Annotated in this window: 22 protein-coding genes and 2 riboswitches; of the genes, 12 read left to right on the plus strand and 10 right to left on the minus strand. The window is 41.1% G+C overall.

Annotated elements, in window-relative coordinates:
- Positions 1-21: 21 nt before the first annotated feature.
- Positions 22-711, minus strand: a complete 690-nt coding sequence (locus AZE41_RS20630) for a response regulator transcription factor (protein WP_067213561.1) — start codon at positions 709-711, stop codon at positions 22-24.
- 259 nt (positions 712-970) lie between these two features.
- Here AZE41_RS20630 and fdhA point away from each other — a divergent pair, with 259 nt between their 5' ends.
- The 5 genes from fdhA (at position 971) to AZE41_RS20655 (ending at position 5,702) form a co-directional block, all read left to right on the plus strand.
- Positions 971-2,191 (plus strand): formaldehyde dehydrogenase, glutathione-independent, encoded by a 1,221-nt coding sequence (fdhA, locus tag AZE41_RS20635; protein WP_067213562.1) that lies wholly within the window; start codon positions 971-973, stop codon positions 2,189-2,191.
- Positions 2,192-2,295: 104 nt separating this feature from the next.
- Positions 2,296-3,102, plus strand: coding sequence for an MIP/aquaporin family protein (locus AZE41_RS20640; RefSeq protein ID WP_067213563.1), 807 nt, complete (start codon positions 2,296-2,298; stop codon positions 3,100-3,102).
- Positions 3,103-3,317: 215 nt separating this feature from the next.
- Positions 3,318-4,217, plus strand: coding sequence for a hypothetical protein (locus tag AZE41_RS20645; RefSeq protein WP_067213564.1), 900 nt, complete (start codon positions 3,318-3,320; stop codon positions 4,215-4,217).
- Complete coding sequence (locus AZE41_RS20650) at positions 4,210-4,767, plus strand: hypothetical protein (RefSeq protein WP_067213565.1); 558 nt, start codon at positions 4,210-4,212, stop codon at positions 4,765-4,767. The genes AZE41_RS20645 and AZE41_RS20650 overlap by 8 nt, the downstream gene beginning before the upstream one ends.
- A 26-nt stretch (positions 4,768-4,793) precedes the next feature.
- Positions 4,794-5,702, plus strand: coding sequence for a CPBP family intramembrane glutamic endopeptidase (locus AZE41_RS20655; RefSeq protein WP_231885737.1), 909 nt, complete (start codon positions 4,794-4,796; stop codon positions 5,700-5,702).
- Between the two features lie 40 nt (positions 5,703-5,742).
- On the opposite strand, the gene AZE41_RS20660 is transcribed toward AZE41_RS20655, so the two are convergent.
- The 3 genes from AZE41_RS20660 to AZE41_RS20670 form a co-directional block, all read right to left on the minus strand.
- Positions 5,743-6,612, minus strand: a complete 870-nt coding sequence (locus AZE41_RS20660) for a DMT family transporter (RefSeq protein WP_067213566.1) — start codon at positions 6,610-6,612, stop codon at positions 5,743-5,745.
- A gap of 134 nt (positions 6,613-6,746) precedes the next feature.
- Positions 6,747-7,784 (minus strand): beta-carotene 15,15'-monooxygenase, encoded by a 1,038-nt coding sequence (locus AZE41_RS20665; protein ID WP_067213567.1) that lies wholly within the window; start codon positions 7,782-7,784, stop codon positions 6,747-6,749.
- 544 nt (positions 7,785-8,328) lie between these two features.
- Positions 8,329-8,958 carry a nitroreductase family protein gene (locus AZE41_RS20670; RefSeq protein ID WP_067213568.1) on the minus strand — a complete coding sequence of 210 codons (630 nt, stop codon included), beginning with the start codon at positions 8,956-8,958 and terminating at the stop codon, positions 8,329-8,331.
- A gap of 134 nt (positions 8,959-9,092) precedes the next feature.
- On the opposite strand from AZE41_RS20670, the gene AZE41_RS20675 reads away from it, so the two are divergent.
- The 4 genes from AZE41_RS20675 (at position 9,093) to AZE41_RS20690 (ending at position 12,200) form a co-directional block, all read left to right on the plus strand.
- The gene (locus AZE41_RS20675; RefSeq protein ID WP_231885738.1) at positions 9,093-9,428 is read left to right on the plus strand and encodes a winged helix-turn-helix transcriptional regulator; all 336 of its coding nucleotides are present in this window, start codon (positions 9,093-9,095) and stop codon (positions 9,426-9,428) included.
- A 260-nt stretch (positions 9,429-9,688) separates the two neighbouring features.
- Positions 9,689-9,735: riboswitch (PreQ1 riboswitch) on the plus strand.
- 7 nt (positions 9,736-9,742) lie between these two features.
- On the plus strand, positions 9,743-10,225 hold the full coding sequence (locus AZE41_RS20680) for a QueT transporter family protein (RefSeq protein ID WP_067213570.1): 483 nt from the start codon (positions 9,743-9,745) through the stop codon (positions 10,223-10,225).
- 67 nt (positions 10,226-10,292) lie between these two features.
- Positions 10,293-10,523, plus strand: coding sequence for an excisionase family DNA-binding protein (locus AZE41_RS20685; protein WP_067213571.1), 231 nt, complete (start codon positions 10,293-10,295; stop codon positions 10,521-10,523).
- A gap of 186 nt (positions 10,524-10,709) precedes the next feature.
- Positions 10,710-12,200, plus strand: a complete 1,491-nt coding sequence (locus tag AZE41_RS20690) for a BCCT family transporter (protein WP_067213572.1) — start codon at positions 10,710-10,712, stop codon at positions 12,198-12,200.
- 40 nt (positions 12,201-12,240) lie between these two features.
- Here AZE41_RS20690 and AZE41_RS20695 read toward each other — a convergent pair whose 3' ends face one another.
- Genes AZE41_RS20695 through AZE41_RS20705 form a run of 3 tightly spaced genes read right to left on the minus strand, consistent with a single transcriptional unit; the run spans position 12,241 to position 15,372 of the window.
- The gene (locus AZE41_RS20695; RefSeq protein ID WP_067213573.1) at positions 12,241-13,227 is read right to left on the minus strand and encodes a homoserine dehydrogenase; all 987 of its coding nucleotides are present in this window, start codon (positions 13,225-13,227) and stop codon (positions 12,241-12,243) included.
- Entirely contained in the window at positions 13,185-14,051 is an 867-nt protein-coding gene (locus AZE41_RS20700) for a homoserine O-acetyltransferase family protein (RefSeq protein WP_082786759.1), read from the minus strand. The genes AZE41_RS20695 and AZE41_RS20700 overlap by 43 nt, the downstream gene beginning before the upstream one ends.
- Before the next feature lie 31 nt (positions 14,052-14,082).
- Positions 14,083-15,372 carry an O-acetylhomoserine aminocarboxypropyltransferase/cysteine synthase family protein gene (locus tag AZE41_RS20705; protein ID WP_067213575.1) on the minus strand — a complete coding sequence of 430 codons (1,290 nt, stop codon included), beginning with the start codon at positions 15,370-15,372 and terminating at the stop codon, positions 14,083-14,085.
- 125 nt (positions 15,373-15,497) lie between these two features.
- Positions 15,498-15,613: riboswitch (SAM riboswitch) on the minus strand.
- A 145-nt stretch (positions 15,614-15,758) separates the two neighbouring features.
- Between AZE41_RS20705 and AZE41_RS20710 the strand changes: the two genes are divergently transcribed.
- Entirely contained in the window at positions 15,759-16,394 is a 636-nt protein-coding gene (locus AZE41_RS20710; protein WP_067213576.1) for a glycerol-3-phosphate acyltransferase, read from the plus strand.
- A gap of 62 nt (positions 16,395-16,456) precedes the next feature.
- Here AZE41_RS20710 and AZE41_RS20715 read toward each other — a convergent pair whose 3' ends face one another.
- Both AZE41_RS20715 and AZE41_RS20720 read right to left on the minus strand, forming a co-directional pair.
- The gene (locus AZE41_RS20715; RefSeq protein ID WP_067213577.1) at positions 16,457-17,815 is read right to left on the minus strand and encodes an aspartate aminotransferase family protein; all 1,359 of its coding nucleotides are present in this window, start codon (positions 17,813-17,815) and stop codon (positions 16,457-16,459) included.
- A 40-nt stretch (positions 17,816-17,855) separates the two neighbouring features.
- The gene (locus AZE41_RS20720; protein WP_067213578.1) at positions 17,856-19,319 is read right to left on the minus strand and encodes a CoA-acylating methylmalonate-semialdehyde dehydrogenase; all 1,464 of its coding nucleotides are present in this window, start codon (positions 19,317-19,319) and stop codon (positions 17,856-17,858) included.
- A gap of 150 nt (positions 19,320-19,469) precedes the next feature.
- Between AZE41_RS20720 and AZE41_RS20725 the strand changes: the two genes are divergently transcribed.
- Positions 19,470-21,092 carry a PucR family transcriptional regulator gene (locus AZE41_RS20725; RefSeq protein WP_067213579.1) on the plus strand — a complete coding sequence of 541 codons (1,623 nt, stop codon included), beginning with the start codon at positions 19,470-19,472 and terminating at the stop codon, positions 21,090-21,092.
- Positions 21,093-21,335: 243 nt separating this feature from the next.
- Positions 21,336-22,745 (plus strand): amino acid permease, encoded by a 1,410-nt coding sequence (locus AZE41_RS20730; RefSeq protein ID WP_067213580.1) that lies wholly within the window; start codon positions 21,336-21,338, stop codon positions 22,743-22,745.
- 118 nt (positions 22,746-22,863) lie between these two features.
- Here AZE41_RS20730 and AZE41_RS20735 read toward each other — a convergent pair whose 3' ends face one another.
- A complete protein-coding gene (locus AZE41_RS20735; protein WP_067213581.1) occupies positions 22,864-23,952 on the minus strand; it encodes a DmpA family aminopeptidase in 1,089 nt (362 codons plus the stop codon).
- Positions 23,953-24,066: the final 114 nt, after the last annotated feature.

The raw sequence follows: 24,066 nt of genomic DNA on the forward strand, positions 1-24,066 counted from the left end.
ATCGACCAGAAAGTAGTATAATCATTTTTCGATTTTGTAACCAATGCCCCATACCACCTTTACATACCTTGGATTTTTCGGATCTGCTTCGATTTTCTCACGAATTTTACGAATATGAACTGCGACAATATTTTCAGCATTGTACGCCGCCTCGTTCCAAACCCGTTCATAGATTTCACTGATAGAAAACACACGTCCTGCATTCTTCATCAGTAATTCTGTGATTTTGTATTCGATAGGAGTCAGCTTTACTACATCACCATCGACGGTTATTTCCTTCGCCTCTTCATCAAGAACAAGTCCGTCGATTTCTACTTTTTTCTGACCGTCATATGTACCAAATTGAATATATCGACGTAATTGAGACTTCACACGTGCCATCAATTCCATTGGATGGAACGGTTTGGTCACATAGTCATCGGCTCCCACAGACAAACCGTGAATTTTATCTGAATCCTCTGCTTTTGCACTTAACATGATAATCGGGATATTGCGCACTTCCCGAATTTTGAATGTCGCCGTAATACCATCCATATTCGGCATCATAATGTCGAGAATGAGAAGATGGACGTCGTTCGACTCCAATAACTCGATCGCCTCTTTGCCATCCGCCGCCTTTAGTACGTCGTATCCTTCATTTTTTAAATAAATTTCAATCCCGTCACGGATATCCTGATCGTCATCCGCTACCAACACCGTGAACTTCGCCATCTTCCGCACCTCGCTTTTCTTAACTCTATGATACCAATTGTACCCGCCAAATCTTAACATTTACCAATTGTAATTATGAAGAAAGTCTTAAGATGTGTTGTATCAAGATTCCAAACAAACACGTTAATCCAAACTTTTGTGTTTGTGTTTGCTTTTGAATTAGCTAAGTGACTGTCCCCATCAATTCAAATGATTATTGCATGTTTGGACAGAGACTTACATATTGATAGGGTGCAAGGACAAACTACTATTGGGGGTAATGTTAATGTCAAACCGTGCTGTTGTATACAATAAGCCTGGAATAGTTTCAATCGAAAATATTGGCTTTCCCGACTTGGTGTTACGAGATGGACCCGGGGTAAATCCATTAAATGTCGGACGTAAGTGTGATCACGGTGTCATTCTAAAAGTCGTTGCTACAAATATTTGCGGGAGTGATCAACATATGGTGCGCGGTAGGACAACTGCACCAAGCGGTCTAGCATTAGGACATGAAATTACCGGCGAAGTCATTGAGGCAGGTCGGGACGTAGAATTCATGAAAGTCGGAGATCTTGTCTCCGTGCCTTTTAATATTGCTTGTGGTCGCTGTAGAAATTGTAAATCACAAGACACTCATATTTGTGAAAACGTAAATCCAGACCGTCCTGGATCAGCTTACGGTTATGTTGATATGGGTGGTTGGGTCGGTGGACAATCGGAGTATGTAATGGTTCCTTACGCTGATTTCCAACTCCTAAAGTTTCCAGATAAAGCACAAGCGATGGAAAAAATTCTTGACCTTGCTATGCTATCAGATATTTTTCCAACAGGATTTCACGGAGCATACAGTGCTGGAGTCACAATCGGGTCGACTGTATATATAGCTGGCGCTGGCCCAGTAGGATTAGCAGCCGCTCATTCAGCACAACTGCTCGGTGCTTCATGTGTCATTGTAGGAGATATGATTGAAGATCGATTGGCACAAGCGAGAAGTTTTGGATGTGAAACGATCAACCTTAGTCAGCATGATGATATAGGCGAACAAATTGCCCAAATACTTGGTACTCCTGAAGTCGATTGTGCTGTTGACTGCGTCGGGTTTGAAGCGCATGGTAACGGACCTAATCGAGGAGAAGCACCTGCAGCTGTTCTTAACTCAATTATGGAAGTGACACGTGCTGGAGGCAAATTAGGAATTCCAGGTTTGTACGTAACTGGAGATCCAGGAGCAACTGATGAAGATGCCAAATTTGGGACGCTGAAAATCCGAATGGGATTAGGCTGGGCAAAAGCACATCATTTCGTTACGGGACAAACTCCTGTCATGAAGTACCATGAGTTTTTAATGAAATCAATACTGAGCGGGAAAGCCCAAATTGCCAAGGCAGTAAATGCTACGCTTATTTCATTAGAAGAGGCACCGAATGGCTACCAAGTTTTTGATAAAGGCGCAGCGAAAAAGTTCGTTATCGATCCACACGGACTGATAAAGAGATAACTCTTTTAACATAGATGATAACATCCACGACAAAATCTTCGGAATTTCGAAAACGAGCTGTGGATGTTTTTCTATCCCGTATCGACAATCAGGGGGGATTTCCTATGTCGGCATTTTTAGGTGAATTAGTTGGAACGATGATCTTAGTGATTTTAGGTTGCGGTGTTGTTGGCGGAGTCGTGCTTAATAAAACTAAAGCACAAAATTCCGGTTGGATTGTGATCACGATGGGCTTTGGTCTCGCTGTAGCAATAGCTATTTATGCCGTAGGCGGGATAAGTGGCGCCCATATTAATCCGGCAGTTACAGTAGGATTAGCCGTAATTGGGGCTTTTCCTTGGGCAAATGTTCCGTCGTATATTTTAGCTCAACTCATTGGTGCTTTTATCGGAGCAGTCATTGTTTACGTTAACTATTTACCACACTGGGAAGAAACAAGCGATAAAGACCAAAAGTTAGTTATATTTTCAACTATTCCGGCCATAAGAAAGCCTCTTTCCAACTTAGTAAGTGAAATGATCGGTACATTCGTACTCGTCCTCGGGATATTAGCGATTGGTGCAAATGAATTTACGGAAGGACTTAATCCACTAATCATCGGATTTCTTGTCCTCTCCATTGGTTTGTCACTTGGGGGAACAACCGGTTTTGCGATTAACCCTGCACGTGACTTAGGTCCAAGAATAGCTCACTTTTTCTTACCGATTCCCGGAAAAGGATCATCCGATTGGCATTATGCTTGGGTTCCAATTGTTGGCCCATTACTTGGTGGAGTATTTGGAGCTCTATTTTATCAACAAGTGTTCAGTGGGGTAAATTCTTTGGCATTTTGGATAGTAGGCTCAATTTGTTTGGTCGCAATTCTAGGTGCATTTTTTATGAACAAAGTGATGAAAACTCAGCAAGTTTAATAAAGTTCAGTAGCCCTAATACAACCATGTAAAACTTGAATATACACCCCCTGTATAGATTCAGTTAGTAACTAAACTAACTACACAGGAGGGTGTTTTTTTATTAGGTAAAATTAGGCTGTTTCAAGAAAAAATGACCAGGTGACAGTCACTCGGTCATTTCCATTTGGTATACTAAGGTAATATACCAATTAACAAACAAAGGAGGATATATTATGAAACCCCGTTTTTTTTGGATCGCACTAATTCTGATTGGTATAAGTTGGATTTCAAACTCTATTTACGCTCACTCCAAGCAACTAGATAAGCCTATTTTCTTGGATCATTATATTGATGTGGAGTTGCAGGATTATATATATATAACGTTTTATTATTTAACGAACAAGAATGACTCTTCAGTAGTCTCGTCTGTTTCTACTGGTGAACTAATCGGCTATCCAGAAGACCCTTATTTTGCAGACGAAGGAATTCAAAATAGACAGTCATTTAATAATCATGTATTAAGAAGTGTCAATGTGAGGTTCGACTTAGAACAACCCTCTGTTCCTGAAATTTATTCTTTCACTGAAATGGACATCTTTTTTTCAAATGGAAAAAAGATAACAACCCCCATTGGCATCGTGAATATCTTTCCGTACTTCAATGAAAGAATCCCCCTCGAACAAGTAAGTACAATGATGGGTAGTAACTATAATAACGCAGATTATCGAGCTACTGAGCCCCTTACAGTCGATACAATTAAAGGTTCATATCAAGAAGTCTTACAGGATAATTTCCTTATTAAAATAAACTCGCCGAGTAACCCTACAGTTTCCCAGACCACTGAGAAAGAGTTTCTCGATCCGATGGAAAAAGAGTGGAGGAAGTTGCCTGGGCTAGATTTGAAAAATGTTCAACTTCCATTCGACTTGAAGAATGGTGAAAGACTAAGCGTGTACAGTAGCATTTCTAAAAACCTCAAAGCAGTATTTGATTTAAGTATACATATTTCCGGAAAGTCAGAGTCAGGCAGGGTTTTCTCAACAACCGTCAGATTCAATCATCAACCTTATTTGGAACAAAAAGATGTCAATGCAATTATCAAGGAGAAAACAAGGGGGGATACCAATGGATAAAGCATTAAGGTATATGTTCTGGGGGTATCTTTTCATTTTTTTCCGGGTCCATATTGGTTTTGATTGGCTAGCTGACCCTGTCGGATATTATTTGATTTACTCCGGATGCTTCATGCTTATCGATAAATATCCTCATGCAAAAAAAGCAGGAATCGTAGCTGGACTAGGCATAGTCATTTCTTTCCCGGCAATTTTCGTTAATCTTTCTGCGCATTATCTCGGTATTTGGGAAGTCTATTCACTTGCTTTACTCGTCCTAAAACTGATTGTCGCCTATTTTCTTTTCGCTGTTCTAAAAAGTATTGTCAATGACTATGCTAATCAAGCATTGATAAACCAGACGAAAAGTGTCTATACATTTTATATAGCTATCCACTTATCCGTGCTTATGCTCATGTCATTTTCCATGAATATAGCTGAGGACCAATGGATCACACTTACATTCATGCTGACAATGGGCGCCTTAGTTATGGATATCATGTTTCTTCTACTACTTGCAGCCATTCGGCAAGCACAACCGCGACAGACAGCTCACGACTATTCGGTATGAAAACAGTGGAAATTGGGAGGGATAAGATGTTTAAAAACCAATCAGGTCAAGTAAGGGCTGGCTGGCTTATTTTACTAACTTTTATAGCCATGCTAATTGTTCAACAGTTATTCTCACTTCCAGGGATTCTTTTATTGATGTTCACTGAAGCACCTTTTAGTGAGGGATTTAGTTATCTCGATATGCAAACTGCTTTCGATTCACACCCTTGGATTTTCCTTTTAATGCAAGGCGGTGGTACAGTCGGTGGAATAGTGATTACTTTTTTACTATGGCGTTTTATAAATAAGGGTTCCATGAAAGAGCTCGGCTTTAGAGGTTCGTTGAAAGACTTATGGTTTGGACTGTTTCTTGGTGCATTATCGATTATCTTTATTTTTATTGTATTGATGGCGACCGGCAATGTGACACTCCTTAATTCATTGTCAAACCCTCATTTCTCAATATTTACGATTACTTTTCTAGTTCTATTTATTCTTGTCGGAATCTTTGAAGAGATGTTCTTTAGAGGATATGTCATGTCCACCATGGCAAGTAGGGGAAATAAAAAGTGGATTATCTACGTAGCATCCGCTTTAATTTTCAGCATCGCCCATGGTGCAAATCCAAATGTAAGTCTTTTAGGATTAATGAATATTGCACTGGTCGGGCTTTTATTCGCTTATATGTTTGACGCCACAAAAAGTTTGTGGCTACCGATTGGTTATCATATTACGTGGAACTACTTCCAAGGGAATGTTTTTGGATTTGCGGTAAGCGGTACAGCACCAAATGGCATCTATAGCGTTGAACTAGCCGAGGGACATGATTGGCTGACTGGTGGTGCATTCGGCCTAGAAGGTGGAATCCTAGCAACGATGCTAATCTTGGTCGGTTTTATCACTACAAAGCTTTATTCCAAATCGAGAAATCAAAAAAATACAGGAAGCCTTTAAAGCTTCCTGTATTTTGAATTTCAAAAACAAACAAGACTGTTCAAACTTTCACTTTCCTACCACTCAACGTCAACACAAGAATTCCACCAAGCAACATCGCAATACCCATCCACGACGTTCCTGTCAGTCGTTCACCTACAACAATCACACTCAATATAGCAGCAGTAAGTGGTTCAGCAAGTGACAGGGTGACTGCTGACGATGAAGGTATCCGTTTCAATCCGGCAGAAAACAGGATATATGCCACACTGGTTGTGACGATCCCAAGATACAACACAACAGAAATTCCACGCCCCGTCATAAGCCCTTCCGTTTCGAATAAAAACAAGAATGGCATGAGCATTATCGCACTCATCGAAAAGATAACCGCAACAGCAGGCACAGGATCTACCTTGTCTAGTACGTCTTTATTGACAAGTGTATAAAAGGCAAACAACAATCCAGCTCCAAGTGACATCGCGATTCCCACTGGATTGACAACAATCCCATCTCTATTTAAAAAGAGCAGTGCACACCCTATAATTGCAAGTGCTGTCGCCATGATCCACACCCGGGTCGGACGGCGTTTCAATAGTAACCATTCAATGATTCCAGAAAAAACTGGAGCACTTCCGATTGTGACGACCGTGCCTATAGCAACCCCCGTTAGTCTTACAGAAGAAAAAAATAAATATTGAAAAATAGCCATTGAAATAGCTGCGTACAGGGTAGATTTCCACGGCCAATTTCGAAAATCGATTTTACGCATAATGAGCAAAATAACTAGTAACGAAAAACCCCCTATAGCAAGCCTCGATGCCCCAACTGCCAACGGATGAATCGTTTGCGGCATGAATGTTTGGGCTGTGCCAGTCGTCCCCCAAAGTATCGCACCTACCAGCACGACTAGATATGAAATACGTTGTGACAAAGTGATCCCCCCTTACTCTCTCTACAGTAGAAGATACCACATAAATCAAATTCTCCAATACCTTAATTCTACTTAATTGAATCCACAAGTGATTATACGAACCTAGCTAAACCGGTGAGATACAACATCTATCTTCATAACTTTTGCTTCACCAGTTCTTTAAACCTCTCCGAATCATCTACTCGAATAGCTACTTGATCATAGAATTTCTTTACCCCCATCAACAGTGTCGCTTCTACTGGATATTTCAACTTTAATAGGACACTCGGGTACACTTTCTCAAAATCACGTGCAATAAAATCAATCGTATTCTTCGAAAATTTTTGTTCCAATACATCAGGGTCTTCTATTATCTCCTCAATATCTTCCCATCGGATTTCCATACGCTTCATCAAACCTAGAGAAACATACATACTTTCATGCTCTATCTGCAAAGGATTGAAGCGTAGTGCTTGAATATCACCTAAAAATAACAGGACTGAGTAGATGTTTATCACTAGCAGAATAAGCGATAAAATAAATGATTTGTCATGCAACCACCAGTGAATACCGATTGTTTCAATCACAATTGCATGGATCATCATCACTTGAAAGGCGATTAAACTTGATTTTTTGTAGAGTGTGAACGTATTGTCTTTTTCTTGCGGTTTCTTTTTCCAAATACAAAAAGCATAATAAAACATGAGCATTTCCGAACAAATCACTTGAATAATCGGATGCTTTCTTACCTTTTCGTCCACTGCATGAGAGAAAGAAAATAAAAGTGGTAAAGGGCTTTTCTTCACCGTTTGAATGATTTCGGGTAAATATTTAAAAAGAGTTACTAACAACAGAACTTCAAGTAAAACGAGTGCACCTTCTATTACAAAACCTGCTAACGTAATCGTCTTAAAAGGAGCTAAATACTCCATCGGAATCATAAAGCGTGCAACCATAAGGCCCCCAGCCATCAACACAATGAGATACTTCCAACTCATTTTACGTTGCCAAGCTAAAAATAAAACGGGTGCCACAATGGTTAAATCAAGGATGGAACCTAGCACGACACCATTCGTTTTTGTAGGCAACAGGTTAAGCCCAAAGGAAGAGCGGTATAAAGCAAAATTAGAAGCCAAAACAAGTAATAATAAGATTAGCCATACAATATGGATTGATTCCCTTTTATATACCATGTTATCCACCTCACTTTTTTTGAGTTATAATGTTTTCCAACTTTTGAAATATACGATGTAACTCCTGAATATCCTTCATTCCTAACTTTCCCTAACTTTTCCTACTACTTTTCGTTAATCGTTTGCTCAATTTATGTAAGTTTTTCGAAATAGGCTATCCTTCTTAATTGATCGAGTTTTATTTTCAATTCCCTACGATTTTCTTTATTGATTTTTCTCAGGTCTGTTTAATAATTGGCTTACAGTACTTGACGTAATTCGTAACCTTGTCGTTAGCTCACTTGTTTTACAGATGCCTATTTTCAATCACATCTTGGTATTCGGAATCTGATTGCAATTCATCTCTTCTACGTTTAATAATCTCTTTCATATTGTTAGATAACCTAGAATCCATTACAACACCTTCTTTCGTTCCGATTAACAGTTAATTAGTATTAACCATAAATACAACTTAACATAATGTCAATAATTGTTATTAATATAAACTAAAAATCTGTATACAAAAAAGCCCGAAATGCATGTAGCATCCCGGGCAAGAAATTTCTTATATAAAACGCACAACTTCATCTAAAGGCAAGCGGGAAGACCCGTATGCCGGGGCAGCGGCCTTTCCTAAGGCAATCAGTACAATTGGGAATTGATCACTAGGAAGGTCGAATCTCTCAGCAAATTTCACTTTATCAAAGCCACCTATTGTTGAAGTATCATAGCCTTTTTCTTTGGCAATCAACAGCAATTGCATAGAAACTAGCCCCGCATCGAAAGAAGCGATATTCATTCTTGCCTCTCTTGGAATAGTTGGATAGACCGCATTCGTACTGGCAATCGTACGATCTTTAATCGACTCATCCATATGACCTTCTGCAACGTTTTGTGTATAGATTTGCTCCACCTTTTTATACGCATCGATATTACCTAAGACAGCGATAACGGCAGATGAATCCCCCACCTGGACTTGATTGTTAGCGATTACTTGCAGTTCTTTCTTCACCTCGGGGTCTTGGATAACTATAAAACTCCAAGATTGCAGGTTACTAGATGATGGAGCTATTGTTGCCAGCTTCAGCATTTCTGCAATTTCCTCTTTTGCGATTGTAGCGTTCGGATCGAACACTCTTACCGATTTTCTGTCCTTCATTACACTATATAAATGTGAGTTCAATGTTGTAGTCATTGTATTGCCTCCCTTTCTAAAACTTACTAATAGTAAGTACCTATATTCAACTTACCATTAGTAAGTTTGTTATGTCAACCCTAACGATACATGTTAAGATAGATGAAAGATAAAGCAGAATGGAGGTTCGACTAGTGAATCAACCGAAAAATTGTGGGAATTCATCACATGTCTGCAACAACTTTCACGATACAATTGAATTTATTGGTAAGAGATGGATGGGGGTAATTATTTATACACTAATGTCCGGACCCAAGCGATTTCATGAAATCACTGAAGGTATTCCAGGGATATCAGATCGACTTTTAACAGAACGGTTGAATGAATTAATCAAAGAAGGCCTCGTTACAAAAAAACAACTTGAGCCTTCTTCTACTATAGTTGGATATGAGCTAACGGACAGCGGGATGGAATTAAAAGAAGTTATTACTGCCATACGGAACTGGATGGCAAAGCGAACAAACCTTTAGATCAGAAAGGTTAGAAAATTCATTAAACTCCCAAAGAAGAGCTATTTCCCCTAGAGGTTGATAGCTCTTTTCCCTTGCCCTAATTAACCACATTCATCTTTCCTACACTTTTCTCAATCATTTATACCCAGCTATTCCATGGCTGCAACAAGACTTCGAACATCGATATTTATCCTATCCAAATTCTTACTTCTTCATTTTTCACACGTATTGACATGTACGAATCAAAAACACTATGATACACTGGATTGCAGGCTTTTTAACACGTGGTTCGTCAACCATCCCACGCTAAAAAAACTAGGAGGAAATGAATAATGAAAATAAAAACAATGGCCATTAGCGGGATTATCGCCGCTTTATATGTAGCTGTTTCCCTATTAATAGCACCATTAGCATACTCAGCCATCCAATTTAGAATCCCTGAGATGTTCAACCATCTTGTCGTGTTCAATAAAAAGCTCATATTTGGAATTGTGCTTGGTGTATTTGTGACAAACTTATTTTCCCCACTTGGTATGTATGACTTATTTTTTGGGGTAAGCCAATCAATCCTAGCCCTTTCAATTACGATTTTCTCTGCTAAATTCATATCTGGAATATTCAAGCGAATGGTCTTCAACACGCTTGTTTTTACCTTTACAATGTTCATCATTGCTTTCGAGTTGAATCTAGCATTAGAACTGCCTTTCCTACTTACCTGGTTAACAGTCGCAATAGGTGAATTCGTCGTTATGGCTATCGGGATTCCGATTATGATGATTTTAAATAAACGTTTGAAATTCGAAAAACTTATTTAACATAACCCATCCCCTCCATTTCACTGTTAGCGATTGAAATAGAGGGATTTTTTAAGGAGATGGATCGATGTACATAACAATCCAAGAAACCGCTGAACATCTAGGTATGCCTGTCGAACAAGTAGAAAAGTACGTGCGGGAAGGTCGCATCCGTTCCGTCCATGATGGTGAAAAATTCCTTATTAACAAAGATCAGTTTGGACTCTATTTAGAACAGCTCGAAATGTTAAAACACCAAATCGATGAATGGCGGAACGAACCTATTCCACCCGATCGTGACATTAAAGATGAAGATTGAAAAACCGGTTGAAAATCTACGGATTTTCAGCCGGTTTTGTTTTATTTAAGATAGGGTATCGTTCCGTTAAAGGTATGGAAATCGCTATAAGAGAAAATACTAAATACATCGATTGGTTGCTTTCAATATGCTTTGCTAGTATAGTAAGAAGCTGTTTCCAAATTACCAGCTCCACGAGGGGGAATTATGAAGAAAATTTCAAATGTCTTTTACATCACAATTGGTCTGATTATTTTGACCGTCGGATATGGCGCGTTTGCACCTGAAAGTTTTGAGGCTGTTACAACGAATGTCCGAAACTTTGTTGCGTCGTCTTTCGGTTGGTACTATATGCTGCTCATGTCATTTATGTTAGCGCTCAGTTTCTTTTTCATCGTCAGTCCATACGGAAAAATCCGGCTTGGAAAAGATACGGACCGTCCGCAGTTTTCAACAGTTACATGGGTTGCCATGCTGTTTTCCGCCGGGATGGGTATCGGCCTAGTCTTTTATGGTGCCGCTGAACCATTATCACACTTTGCAATCAGTCCTGCTTCGGAAGATCCAAATACGGATGCTGCTTTCAAAGAAGCCTTACGTCAATCTTTCTTTCACTGGGGGATTCACATATGGGCCATGTACGGAGTCATTGCGCTATCTTTAGCCTTCTTCCAGTTCCGCAAAGGGGAACCGGGATTAATTTCAGCAACATTGAAGCCGATATTCGGTGAAAAAATGGTTGGACCATGGGGTACTCTCGTCGATGTACTCGCCGTTTTCGCAACAGCATTCGGCGTTGCTACATCACTCGGCTTCGGCGCTGTTCAAATTAATGCAGGCCTAAACTACTTATTTGGTGTTGAGATCAATATCTTTTCACAATTTGTCATCATCGCAATCGTCACGGTCCTGTTCGTTGCATCTGCATGGTCAGGATTAAGTAAGGGCATAAAATATTTATCGAATACAAATTTAGTCCTTGCTCTTGCACTGCTTGGATTTATCGTCGTTCTTGGACCGACATTACTCATTTTCAATATGTTCACTGATTCATTTGGCGGCTACTTTTCAAACCTTGTCCAAATGAGTTTCGGTACAGCACCATTGGACTCTACCGACCGGAAATGGCTTGACGACTGGACAATATTCTACTGGGCATGGTGGATTTCATGGGCACCGTTTGTCAGTATGTTCATTGCCCGTGTTTCAAAAGGCCGTACAATCAGGGAGTTCATGATTGGCGTACTTGCTGCACCTACTTTGCTGGTTACATTCTGGTTCTCAGCGTTTGGAACGACAGCGATTGATATCCAGAAAAAAGGGCTTGTCGACTTGACACAATCCAGTACAGAACTGACGATTTTCGAAATGTTCAATGTTATGCCAATGTCGTTCATGATATCAGTCTTCGCAATTTTATTGATTGTATCGTTCTTCGTTACTTCAGCCGATTCAGCAACATTTGTCCTTGGCATGCAGTCAACGAATGGTTCGTTGACACCGCCGAATAATGTGAAGCTCATTTGGGGCGTTATCCAATCGACAATTGCGCTCATTTTGCTATCTGTCAACGGCCTCACCGCTTTGCAAAACACGATCATCATCGCTGCATTGCCCTTCTCTTTCGTCATGCTGCTCATGGTTGTCGCGTTGCTCAAAGCGTTGAAAGCCGAATTAAAGTTGATGAAATTAAAATAATAACTAGAAAAAGCGATTCCATAAATGGAATCGCTTTTTCTTAACTATTAACAAGAACCTTTTCACGTTTTCCAATCATTTGAAGGAAGTCTCCGACCATTGCGCTTGCCGTTGGGTACATACCTGCACCCGGACCGACAAGTGTTAAGGCACCGAGATAGTCAGTTTCAACGATGATTGCGTTGTCCACACCTTCGACACCATATAGCGAATGATGAGTTCCGATAAGTACCGGGCCAACACTTCCGTGCAATGTCCCCTTTTCGTCAATCAAAATATCAGCGACATGCCGATAACGAAGCTTAGCCTTAGATGCATCCGCCACATCTTCAATAGTAATCTTGTCGATTCCAACAACCGAAACGTCTTGCCAATTTGGTTGCGTACCGAATGCAAGTGCACTCAAAATCATCAGTTTCCGAAAGGCATCTTTGCCACTTATATCGTCCGTCGGATCCGCTTCCGCATAGCCAAGCGTCTGTGCTTCGTGAAGCGCGGCTTTAAATGGAATTCCCTCTTCCCGCATCTTCGTTAAGATGAAGTTGGAAGTGCCATTCAAAATACCTCTAATTCGTAACACCCGGTCTGTCGGTAACAAGTTTGTCACCGTACGGATAATCGGTATGCCACCCGCCGTCGTTGCTTCATACCCAACGTAAACTCCACGGAACTCCGCATGTTTTAGTAACGCCGGACCATGTTTCGCAAACATGGTCTTATTCGCAGTTATTATATGAAAAACTTTTTCTATTGCATCCGAAAGAAACGTATAAGCGGGTTCTTCTCCAACAATCGCCTCAAATATGAGGTCAATGTCCGGATTTAACAGGATTTCTTGAATGTCATCCGTTATCTTCGTTCCAGGTGTCGCTAGACGTTCTTTCTCCTTATCCCGGACCAAAATGGAAACAATGTCGATTGTACAGCCCATTTCCCGCTTAATCTCTTCTTTCCTTTCATTCAAAATCCTATAAATCCCTTCACCTACAGTGCCGAAGCCAAGTAGAGCGACTTTGATTGACGCCATAACGCCACCTCCATGGACTGTTTGATGATGAGTCCCCATTTTTCAAATTCCGTTAAAAAACTTTCATAGCCATGTTTTGTATTGACCAAACAATATATAGAGTTGGGAATCATATAGGCGAACGTTCGAATTTCATCCGTCGGATACATCGGATCGTGTGTAAACGCAAACGCCACCACTTTTGCAGATATCAGGCGGGAAGCTAGTTCAACGCCTCCTCGACCACGGCCGATGTCATGCGTATTCATGGCACGGATTAAGGGGTAGAAGCTCTCCATGTCATTTCTGTTATTCCCAAAAGGAGATTCCATGTTCCCAATTTTAGTTGATTGTGGTGTCACCGCCATCGGGAAAAGAATATCCATACCCTCGGGATACATAATGCCCCATTCCAGTACACGCATGCCACCGAGCGAACCCCCGATGACCGCCCTTAATCGATTGACACCTAATACCGTCAGCGCTCTCCGTTCTGCATGCACCATATCTCGAATCGTTACTTCTGGAAATAAATTTCTATACAGCTCGCCTGTGTCCGGATTTACAGTTAACGGTCCTGTTGATCCGTCACTTCCGCCAAGTGCGTTAAAAGAGATAACGGATAATTCATTTGTATCGATACTTTTTCCTTTGCCGACAAGACCGCTCCACCAACCCGGATAGTCATCCGTTCCAACTGTCACGTGACTTCCTGTCAAGGCATGACAAACAAGTACATGGGGTGCATCCAACCTGCCCGTTCTTTCATAGGCAAGCTGTACATTTACCAAGACGACTCCTGATTCCAATACCAGATGCCCGATTTCCACTATCCCCGTCTCCACGATTGTCACGCCCTTTCTTGTCACCAAAAAATTATACTGTTACTGGTACCGCTAGTTCGATTGCTTGTGCAAGGTCTGTAATAATATCTTCCGCGGATTCAAGGCCCACCGATAGTCTAATCAATTCTTCAGTCACACCTGATTTTTTCAAGTCCTCAGGCCCAAGCTGCTGATGCGTCGTTGAAGCTGGATGGATAATTAGTGATTTTGCATCCCCAACATTCGCAACATGCGACCAGATTTTGACGTTATCAATCACGTTCCGGCCTGCATCCCGTCCACCTTTAATACCAAATACAATAATGGAACCGAAGCCGTTTTTCAAGTACTTTTTCGCAAGGTCATAAGATGGGTGATCTTCGTTGCCTGTATATGTTACCCATTCGACAGATGGATGTTTTTTCAAGAACTCCGCTACTTTAACGGCATTTTCATTATGTCTTGTCACACGCAAATGCAGTGTTTCAAGTCCTTGGAGGAAATTAAATGCACTATCTGGATCTAAGCAAGGTCCGAAGTCACGCAATAGTTGAACGCGTAGTTTAGTCGCAAATGCCGCCGCTGCTGTATCAATTCCGTAACGGAGACCATGATATGACGCATCAGGCTCTGTGAAGCCAGGAAACCTCCCTTGCGTCCAGTCAAATGTACCCGCATCAACAGCAACTCCACCGATCGTGGTACCGTGTCCGCCAATCCATTTTGTAGCGGAATGGATGACAACATCCGCACCAAATTCGATAGGATTCGAACCATATGGCGAAGCAAATGTACTATCAATAAGAAGCGGTAGACCGTTTTCATGCGCAATGTCCGCAACCGCTTCAATATCGAGTACATGAAGACTCGGGTTACCGATTGTTTCTGCGAATATTGCTTTTGTTTTATCTGTAATTGCTGCACGGAAGTTTTCAGGATCTGTTGCATCGACAAACTTTACATTGATACCGTAGCGCGGAAGTGTAGCGGCGAATAAATTATAAGTACCGCCATATAAGTTGCTTGCTGCGACAATTTCATCTCCAGCACCAGCTACGTTCAAGATAGAGAAAGCGATAGCTGCCATACCTGAGGAGAATGCAACTGCCGCCGTACCACCTTCAAGAAGCGCAATACGCTCTTCAAAAACTGCAACAGTTGGATTTGTAATTCGTGTATAGATGTTGCCTGCTTCTTGTAGTGCAAATAGTTTTTGAGCATGTTCTGTATCACGGAATACAAAAGATGAGGTTCTATGAATTGGAACTGCGCGTGAACCTGTTACAGGATCCGGTTTTTGTCCACCGTGCAGAAGAAGTGTTTCGGGTTGAAGTTTTGTCATCGTCATTACCTCCAGAGTTTTTTTAGATGGATGTGATTGTAATGGGCGGAGACGTTAGGGGTATTTTTGGAATGAAAAATAACCCCCTTCGCTTAAGAAGAGGGTTATGCTTTCGCTTATTCCTCCCCTTATCTTTCAGACCGTTCGCACGAATCTGTAGGAAGTAGCACCTTTGCAAGTTAGTCACTTGCTGGTTGCCGGGCATCGCAGGGCCTATTCCCTCCGCCGCTCTTGATAAGAGTTTGTGATATTCAGTTTTCCATCTTGTGACATAGTATAGTAGATATCTCAATACTTTGTCAATAGTTTACCGAATAATATTTCTGAAACTTGTGTCTATGTGGAATGTTACACTTAGACTACCGTTATTTTAGGAGGAACTTGATATGTGGTTATGGATTGTAGGCGTGCTCTTATGGGGATATGCAGTTGGTTGCCTGCATGGATCAGTTGTTGCGCAGAAAATATCCGGCGTTAACTTGAAAGAAACCGGTGTGAAAAATGCCGGTGCCTCGAATGCGACCATTGTTCTCGGGAAGAAGTTCGGCGCATTAGTTGCAGTAATCGATATCAGTAAAGGTGCAGGAGCTGTCTTACTTGTGCACTATTTCGCAGAAAACGCAGGATTTTCAGAAGCCTTTGTGGCTTTACTTTTATTTCTTACAGCCGCCGCAGCCGTTATTGGGCATAACTTTCCATTTTATATGAACTTTAACGGTGGAAAAGGAACAGCGACAATAATTGGTGTACTGCTTGCAATCGACTGGCAGATCGGGCTCATTGGTTTTGCATTATTTGTCGTCGTAGCGCTAGTAACAGACTTTCTCGTGTTTGGTGTGCTGATGCTCTACGTCACGCTCATCGCGATGGCAGTATTGGCAGACGGATACTGGCCAGTCGTAATAGCAACTTTGTTATTTGCAATCGCCATTTGGAAACATCTCGAGAATTTTCAGCGTATGAAAGAGCGTAGCGAGAAGCGCGTTTCAATGGTCTTTAGAAAAAATAAAACCAAAAACTGAGGACCCCTATAATTGGAGGTTCTCCGTTTTTGGTTTAGCAAGATTAAAAATCTCATCCTAACTCATGCATTTTCATTGAACACTTTCTTCATAACCGCAATAATAAAGTCCACGTCTTCATCGGTACAAGACAGCGGTGGGCTTAGCGCTAGAATATTGTTATAGCCAGCAACTGTATCGCCGTTCCTTCCAATAATAAGTCCATTCGCCTTACATTCGCCAATGATTTTCGCAACACGGGCGTTTGCAGCAGGTTCTTTCGTTTCTTTGTTCTCTACAAGTTCAATGCCTAACAAGAATCCGAGCCCGCGAATATCGCCAACAAAAGGATGATCCAATAAGCAAGCCAACTCTTTTAGAAGGCGCTCGCCAAGCTCAGCCGACCGTTCAACAAGATTTTCTCTCTCAATGATTTCAAGATTCTTCAACGCGACTGCACAAGCCGCAGGATTCCCGCCAAATGTATTAACATGCCGGAAATGACTGTTATCTTCTCCTGTATCGAACTTTTCATAAATATCTTTTCGAATAGCCGTAACCGAAAGTGGCAAGTAAGCGCTCGTTAGTCCCTTTGCCATCGTAATAATGTCCGGTTTCAACTTAAAATGCTGATGACCAAAGTCTTTCCCAGTTCTGCCGAATCCACAAATGACTTCATCAACAATTAGCAGTACACCGTGGCGTGTACAGATTTCCTGAACCTTTTCCAAGTAGATTGGATGTGGGATGAGTATACCGCCTCCTGTAATAAGCGGTTCCATAATAATCCCAGCGATTGTTTCCTTCTGTTCCCAAATGATTTTCTCTTCAAACTCTTGGGCACGTTGTATGTTGTACTCCTCAATTGACTGTCCCGCAGGTCTGCGGTAATTGTCCGGAGGGGCGATGTGCAAGAACCCCGGTGCAAGTGCCTCATACTTGTATTTCCGCAGTGCTTGCCCTGTTGCTGCCAGTGCCCCCATGGAGCTCCCATGATACGCACGATAGCGGGAAATGAATTTGTAGCGTGACGGTTCCCCATTTTGCTGATGGTATTGACGCGCAAGTTTAAACGCTACTTCGTTCGCATCGGATCCGCTGTTTGAGTAAAATATTTTATAGTCACCACCAAGCATTTCATTCAACTTTTCTGCAAGCAGAATAGCAGGCTCATGACTTTGGGTCATCGGTGCATAGGCCATCTTTTTCATCTGATCATAGGCAGCTTGCGCTAGCTCCTCACGACCATAACCGACATTCACACACCATAGTCCAGACATTCCATCTAGATAACGATTGCCATTATGATCTGTAATCCAAGCTCCTTCCCCACTCTCCACTACCATTGGTGGGTTCTTTTCATTATAGGAAGAAATATGGTGCCAAACGTTCTCCCGGTCCTTTTCAACTAATGACCCTGTAGTCTCTTTTGCTGTAGTCATCTTCTCTACCCCCTCCTAATTTCACGATTAATTTCTGGTATTAGTGACGCGCAGTCAACATTTTCTTACGTGTGTAAAACTCAATTCCGTCGCGACCATTCGCATGCAAGTCACCATAGAATGATTTTTTATAACCAGAAAACGGGAAGAACGCCATCGGAGCTGGAACACCAAGATTCACACCAAGCATCCCCGCATCAATTTCTTCTCTAAACTTCCGGATTGCACTTGCACTATCTGTAAATAAACAAGCCCCGTTTGCAAACTCTGATTTATTCGCAAGTTCGATTGCTTCATCCAATGTATCCACTCTTACAATAGATAGCACAGGAGCAAAAATCTCTTCTTTCCAAATTTTCATTTCCTGAGTGACATTATCAAAAATTGTCGGACCGACGAAATAACCGCCTTCGGAAGTAGACTTGTCTTCACGGCCATCCCGTAATAGTTTGGCGCCTTCCTCAATACCTGATTCGATGTAACCCAGCGTCTTGTCTTTATGTGAATTCCTAATAACAGGTCCAAGGAAAATCCCTTCTTCTAGTCCATTACCAATCGTCAGTTTATTCGACTCGTCTACTAATCTCTCGACAAGTTCATCTGCAATATCACCAACTGCAACGACAACCGCACAAGCCATACATCTTTCTCCAGCGGATCCGAAAGCTGCGTTAATAATATTTGTGATCGTCAAATCCATATCCGCGTCCGGCATAACGATTGTATGGTTTTTCGCGCCCGCTAATGCTTGGACACGCTTACCATTTGAAGTTCCTGTTTTATACACATACTCAGCAACCGGCTGTGAACCTACGAACGACACGGCCGGAATATCTGGATGATTGAGAATGCCATTTACGACTTCATGCGCACCATGGACGATATTGAAAACACCGTCAGGCAGACCCGCTTCATGCAATAATTCTGCAAGACGGTTCGCCAAAAGTGGCGTACGCTCTGATGGTTTTAGGATGAATGTATTTCCACTAGCGATTGCAAGTGGGAACATCCAGCAAGGGACCATCATCGGAAAGTTGAACGGTGTAATTCCACCAATTACGCCTATTGGATAACGATACATACCCGATTCAATGTTCGTTGCGATATCAGGAAGCTGATACCCCATCATTAACGTCGGGGCTCCTGCAGCAAATTCAACACACTCAATCCCGCGCTGTACTTCGCCATACGCTTCAGCATAGTTTTTACCGTTTTCAATCGTAATGATTTTCGCTAGTGATTCCCAGTTCTCTATTAACAATTGCTGGTATTTAAATAAGATCCTTGACCGTTGAGGAACAGCAACCTTCTTCCACTTCGCAAATGCTGTTTTCGCCGCCTCTACCGCTTTATTCAAATCTTCAAGTGTGGAGATAGGAACTTCGGCCAATATTTCTCCTGTCGCTGGATTTGGTACCTCTTCATATTTATCTGTCGTTGATTTTACCCATTGTCCATTGATGAAGTTTGTAAGCGTCTTCTTTTCTACCTGCGTTAAAATCATTTTCATTCCCCCGTTCTATTGTTCTTGCTACTTTACGCTATCTTCGCTAGACTTCATATTATACTTTACAAATAATTTAGATTACTTTCAATTTACACTTTGTCTAATCATTAGGCGATTATTTTAACGTTATGGAGGTCTACACCTATAATGAATACCTTAAAACTTACTGTCCGCGATGTTCTTTCACGAAGCTCATTCAAACACGCCAAAGTCGTTGCAGGAAAAGAAGGATTGGACCGTCAAGTAAAATGGTCTCATGTATTAGAGGTAAAAGAATTCGATGCCTTAATAAATGGAGGAGAGATGATTCTTACGACAGGCGTTGGCTTACAACTCGATCTTCCAAGCCAGCTAATGTATGTATCGAGGCTGATAGAAAAAGATGTGGCATGTATATGTATAGAAGTAGGACCTTACTTTAAGCTAATTCCACCTGAAATTATTGAACTCGCAGACAAACACGCATTTCCATTCATCGTCTTCGAAAAAACTGTGAAATTTGTCGATATAACTCAAGACCTTCATACATTTATCATTAATCAACATCATCAGATGCTTTCACAACTCGATATCTTATCAAGGAAATTCATTACACTTTCTCTTGCACCCAACGGTATTTTAAAAATCCTACAAGAACTAAATCAATTTTTCCGACATAATATCCTGTTCATTAGTGATGATACGAAGCCTTATTACTATCCGTCTGAGATCAAAGAGTTGGAAATAACCATCCGAGTCCATCTTGAAAGATCCCCATCGATCAATACAGGACAGAAATTCCTCATGCTGAAGGATCAGAAATTTGCACAAATGCCCGTTAGTGGGCTAGGACAAATTTGGGGGTATCTATTCCTCGAGGTGACAGAACAACTGTCGGATGAATTTCCATTTCTCATATTAGACCGCGCTGCACTTGCAATCGCTCAAATTTTGTTACGTAACCGAACAATAGAAGAGCGCAAACAGAATAACGAAGATGAATTCGTTCGGAATTTATTGAGCGGCAGATCCTTTGAACAGGAAGACCTTCATGCCTATTTGCCCTCCAAAAGCCGCAATACATACTTCAGAGTGTTCATCATACAAATGAAGACATTCGAAACGAATCTTGGTGAAGAAGAATGGGAAGAGATTAAACTGCAACGCTCGATGATGATACGGTCACTCTTTAAACGTAATGGGTTCTTCCCCGCAGTTGCATCCAGCAAAAGTGAGATTGTCATCATTGCATCCTTCATCGCTGCAGATCACTTGATAGATGAGACTAATCGTTTTTCTCAAATTATTGAACATATTGTTAACATAAAAGACAACACTTTCATTGACGGAACCAGATGTACATTTGGAGTAAGTACAGTCTACAAAGAAATTACGGATGCAAAAAAAGGATACAAAGAAGCTGAAGATGTTTTAAAAATGCGCGAGTCTGGCATTACAAAATCATATTTCTATGAAGACTTAGGCATTTATAGGCTTCTTCTATTAGTGGAGAACAACGGTTACCTTGAAACATATGTCCAAGATTACTTATCAACAGTTTTCGACTACGATCTGAAGATGGAAAGCAACCTCTTTGAAACACTTTGTGTTTATCTCGAATGCGGTGGATCGAAAAAAGAGACTGCAGACCGTCTTTTCATAGTTAGACAAACACTGTACCACCGTCTTGAAAAGTTGGAATTACTTCTAGGCGAAGACTTTATGGAGCCATCTAAGCGTCTAGCGCTTGAGGGTGCTATCATGACCTCTCGATTGTTAGGTAATAAGTAAGTTAAACCGGTTGCGCTACTAAACGCAAACCGGTTTTCATGTTCAATGACCGGACCAAAATAGTGCAGCAAGTCCTTATTTTACACTCCGTAAAATTTAAATTCATTTCATCTTACAACTTGTCTACAAATTTTCAGATTTATTTCTGTATGATTGACTTAACAACTTAAAAGAATATTATAACAAATGATTGGAAACGCTTACATCTTAAAAAATTAACTATTTACACAAGGGGGAATGTATATGTCTAATCAACAGGGACAGTTAAATCCAGATTTAAAGATCCGACACATTAGTATGATTTCAATTGCAGGTGTTATCGGAGCAGGTTTGTTTATCGGAAGTGGAGCAGTTATTAATGCGTCTGGACCAGGTGCGATTCTATCCTACGCTTTTGCAGGAACAATTGTCGTCTTGGTTATGCGCATGCTTGGTGAAATGGCGGCCGCCCATCCGACAAGCGGATCCTTCTCTACATATGCAACCGAGTCGATTGGACCATGGGCAGGTTTTACAATCGGATGGTTATATTGGTTCTTCTGGGTTGTCGTTATAGCAATTGAAGCAATTGCCGGTGCTGCTATTATGCAATACTGGATTCCAGAATTCCCACTTTGGTTAATGGCATTAATCTTAACCATTTTGTTAACACTGACAAATCTTTTTTCAGTAAAATCTTTCGGGGAATTTGAATATTGGTTTTCACTCATAAAAGTTGTAAGTATTGGTTTATTCCTTGTCCTCGGTCTTTGCGTGATTTTCGGATGGTATCCAGGTGTTGTTGCACCTGGAACAGTAAACCTCTTAGGGGCAGGTGGATTCATGCCAACAGGATTCGGTTCCGTCTTGTTAGGAATTACAGTAGTCATTTTCTCATTCATGGGTACCGAGATTGTTACGATTGCTGCTGGCGAATCAGATCATCCGGCGAAAGCGGTCCGAATTGCGACAAACAGTGTCATTTGGCGGATTCTTATCTTCTATATCGGTTCTATTGCGATCGTGGTCACTTTGTTGCCATGGAACTCTGCAAATCTGCTGGTCAGTCCATTTGTTGCCGTTCTCGATTATATCGGAATACCTGCCGCAGCCCAGATCATGAACTTTGTTGTATTAACGGCGGTTCTCTCTTGTTTAAATTCAGCATTATATGCCAACTCACGCATGTTATTTGGAATGGCACAGAAAGGCGAAGCGCCAAAAGCCTTTTTAAAATTGAGTAAGAAGGGCGTTCCTGTTCGAGCAATCTTATTCAGCACGGTTTTTTCCTATATAGCGGTCATATTCAGTTACGTATCACCCGATAAACTATTTTTATTTCTCATCAATTCATCAGGGGCTGTCGCACTTTTAGTGTATCTTGTCATCGCCTTCACACATCTAAGAATGCGCAGAAGATTAGAACGTGAAAACCCTGAAGCACTTCAAATTAGAATGTGGTTGTTCCCTTATCTAACGTATGCGACTATTTTCGTTATTACAGGAATCTTTATCGCAATGCTCGTCATTGAATCGTTACGTGTGCAGGCAGTACTTACCTTGCTCATTGCTGGGTTGACCATCGCTTGTTATTTCATCTTTGTTCGAAAGAAAGAAGGTATCAAAGAATTGAAGAAGGGAATTATACAAGCTTCTTCAAGAACGCTTCGCTAATAAATCTAAAAGTCCGGTATCGCCCATTCCATGAGCGATACCGGATGTTTTTATTCCACTACATACCTATCCATTTCTTAATTGCTGAGCCAACGCATTCACCTTCATTTATTATTTATTAACGATTATACTTCTTCATCACTTCCATCAGTCGTTCATGATCAATAGCTTCAACTACTTTCCCGCTTGGTTTAAGAGCGGACATACTTTCCGCTGCAATCATAGCGTTAATAATCGCCTCATCAATCGCATGACAAGCTTGCTCATAAATCGGGTCAAACTGTTGATCATTTGTGACTTTCATAGTTAGGATTGGGTCTTCCTTTTGATGAATAGACATTTCATTTGCGGTTGAAAATGCAAGAAATATATCACCGGAATCATTTCCCCCCGGACTACCACTCCGTCCAATCCCAATGGATGCACGTTTCGCAAGTCTTTTTAGTTGATGAGGTAACATTGGAATATCAGTCCCGATAATTACAATGATTGAGCCCATTTCCTTTGTGTGTACTATATTCTCAGTCAAGTGTTCTCCAACTGGGACACCTGAAACTTTTAGCCATTCCCTTTTACCGTAGTTTGCTTGCACAAGTACTCCGATGTGGTATTCCTCTCCATCGATATCTAGTTTACGAGAAGAAGTACCCGTTCCCCCTTTAAACCCGTAACAAATCATCCCAGTTCCTCCGCCAACATTGCCCTCCTTCAATTCGCCTGATTGGGCAGATTGTATTGCAGCCAAAACATGCTCTTCTTTAACATGAAGCCCATTAATATCATTTAAAACACCGTCATATGTTTCAGCAACGACAGGCATAGCCCATAAATGTTCATTTAAGAATTGATCTTGATAATTATCTATCATCCATTTGACTACCGCCTGGTGGACAGTACCAACTGAATGCGTATTTGTAATACATATCGGGCTTAAAAAGTATCCGCCGTCGTTTATCCAATGTGTACCTGTCATTTCACCATTGCCATTAAACGAAAATGCTCCAGCCCAGATCGGCTTCATTTCATTTTGTTTACCACGTGGCAATATGGCAGTTACTCCGGTGCGAATTGGACCCTTTCCCACCTCTAATGGACCTTCCCCTTCAATGATTGTTGAATACCCAACGGTAACCCCTGGAACGTCAGTAATTGCGTTATGTAATCCCGTTTCTCCTTCAAATTTCAACCCTAAATCTCGTGCTCGCATCTAAGTCACCCCTTAAATTATATTATTTAAGCCCTTTTTAAAAAATATCGCTATCACATTCACTATACTTCATTTTTTTCAATACTCATTAAACAAATGGTGCATGTAAAGACT

The sequence above is a fragment of the Sporosarcina psychrophila genome, assembly GCF_001590685.1.
Classification (GTDB): Bacteria; Bacillota; Bacilli; order Bacillales_A; family Planococcaceae; genus Sporosarcina; species Sporosarcina psychrophila.

Excerpts from the sequence above, each read along its gene's own strand:
- AZE41_RS20705 (WP_067213575.1), bottom strand. The coding sequence starts at position 15,372 with ATGACAAAACTTCAACCCGAAACACTTCTTCTGCACGGTGGACAAAAA.
- AZE41_RS20665 (WP_067213567.1), bottom strand. The coding sequence starts at position 7,784 with ATGGTATATAAAAGGGAATCAATCCATATTGTATGGCTAATCTTATTA.
- AZE41_RS20710 (WP_067213576.1), top strand. The coding sequence starts at position 15,759 with ATGTGGTTATGGATTGTAGGCGTGCTCTTATGGGGATATGCAGTTGGT.
- AZE41_RS20670 (WP_067213568.1), bottom strand. The coding sequence starts at position 8,958 with ATGACTACAACATTGAACTCACATTTATATAGTGTAATGAAGGACAGA.
- AZE41_RS20730 (WP_067213580.1), top strand. The coding sequence starts at position 21,336 with ATGTCTAATCAACAGGGACAGTTAAATCCAGATTTAAAGATCCGACAC.
- AZE41_RS20650 (WP_067213565.1), top strand. The coding sequence starts at position 4,210 with ATGGATAAAGCATTAAGGTATATGTTCTGGGGGTATCTTTTCATTTTT.
- AZE41_RS20720 (WP_067213578.1), bottom strand. The coding sequence starts at position 19,319 with ATGATTTTAACGCAGGTAGAAAAGAAGACGCTTACAAACTTCATCAAT.
- fdhA (WP_067213562.1), top strand. The coding sequence starts at position 971 with ATGTTAATGTCAAACCGTGCTGTTGTATACAATAAGCCTGGAATAGTT.
- AZE41_RS20630 (WP_067213561.1), bottom strand. The coding sequence starts at position 711 with ATGGCGAAGTTCACGGTGTTGGTAGCGGATGACGATCAGGATATCCGT.
- AZE41_RS20680 (WP_067213570.1), top strand. The coding sequence starts at position 9,743 with ATGAAAATAAAAACAATGGCCATTAGCGGGATTATCGCCGCTTTATAT.
- AZE41_RS20645 (WP_067213564.1), top strand. The coding sequence starts at position 3,318 with ATGAAACCCCGTTTTTTTTGGATCGCACTAATTCTGATTGGTATAAGT.
- AZE41_RS20690 (WP_067213572.1), top strand. The coding sequence starts at position 10,710 with ATGAAGAAAATTTCAAATGTCTTTTACATCACAATTGGTCTGATTATT.
- AZE41_RS20640 (WP_067213563.1), top strand. The coding sequence starts at position 2,296 with ATGTCGGCATTTTTAGGTGAATTAGTTGGAACGATGATCTTAGTGATT.
- AZE41_RS20695 (WP_067213573.1), bottom strand. The coding sequence starts at position 13,227 with ATGGCGTCAATCAAAGTCGCTCTACTTGGCTTCGGCACTGTAGGTGAA.
- AZE41_RS20685 (WP_067213571.1), top strand. The coding sequence starts at position 10,293 with ATGTACATAACAATCCAAGAAACCGCTGAACATCTAGGTATGCCTGTC.
- AZE41_RS20725 (WP_067213579.1), top strand. The coding sequence starts at position 19,470 with ATGAATACCTTAAAACTTACTGTCCGCGATGTTCTTTCACGAAGCTCA.
- AZE41_RS20715 (WP_067213577.1), bottom strand. The coding sequence starts at position 17,815 with ATGACTACAGCAAAAGAGACTACAGGGTCATTAGTTGAAAAGGACCGG.
- AZE41_RS20735 (WP_067213581.1), bottom strand. The coding sequence starts at position 23,952 with ATGCGAGCACGAGATTTAGGGTTGAAATTTGAAGGAGAAACGGGATTA.
- AZE41_RS20655 (WP_231885737.1), top strand. The coding sequence starts at position 4,794 with ATGTTTAAAAACCAATCAGGTCAAGTAAGGGCTGGCTGGCTTATTTTA.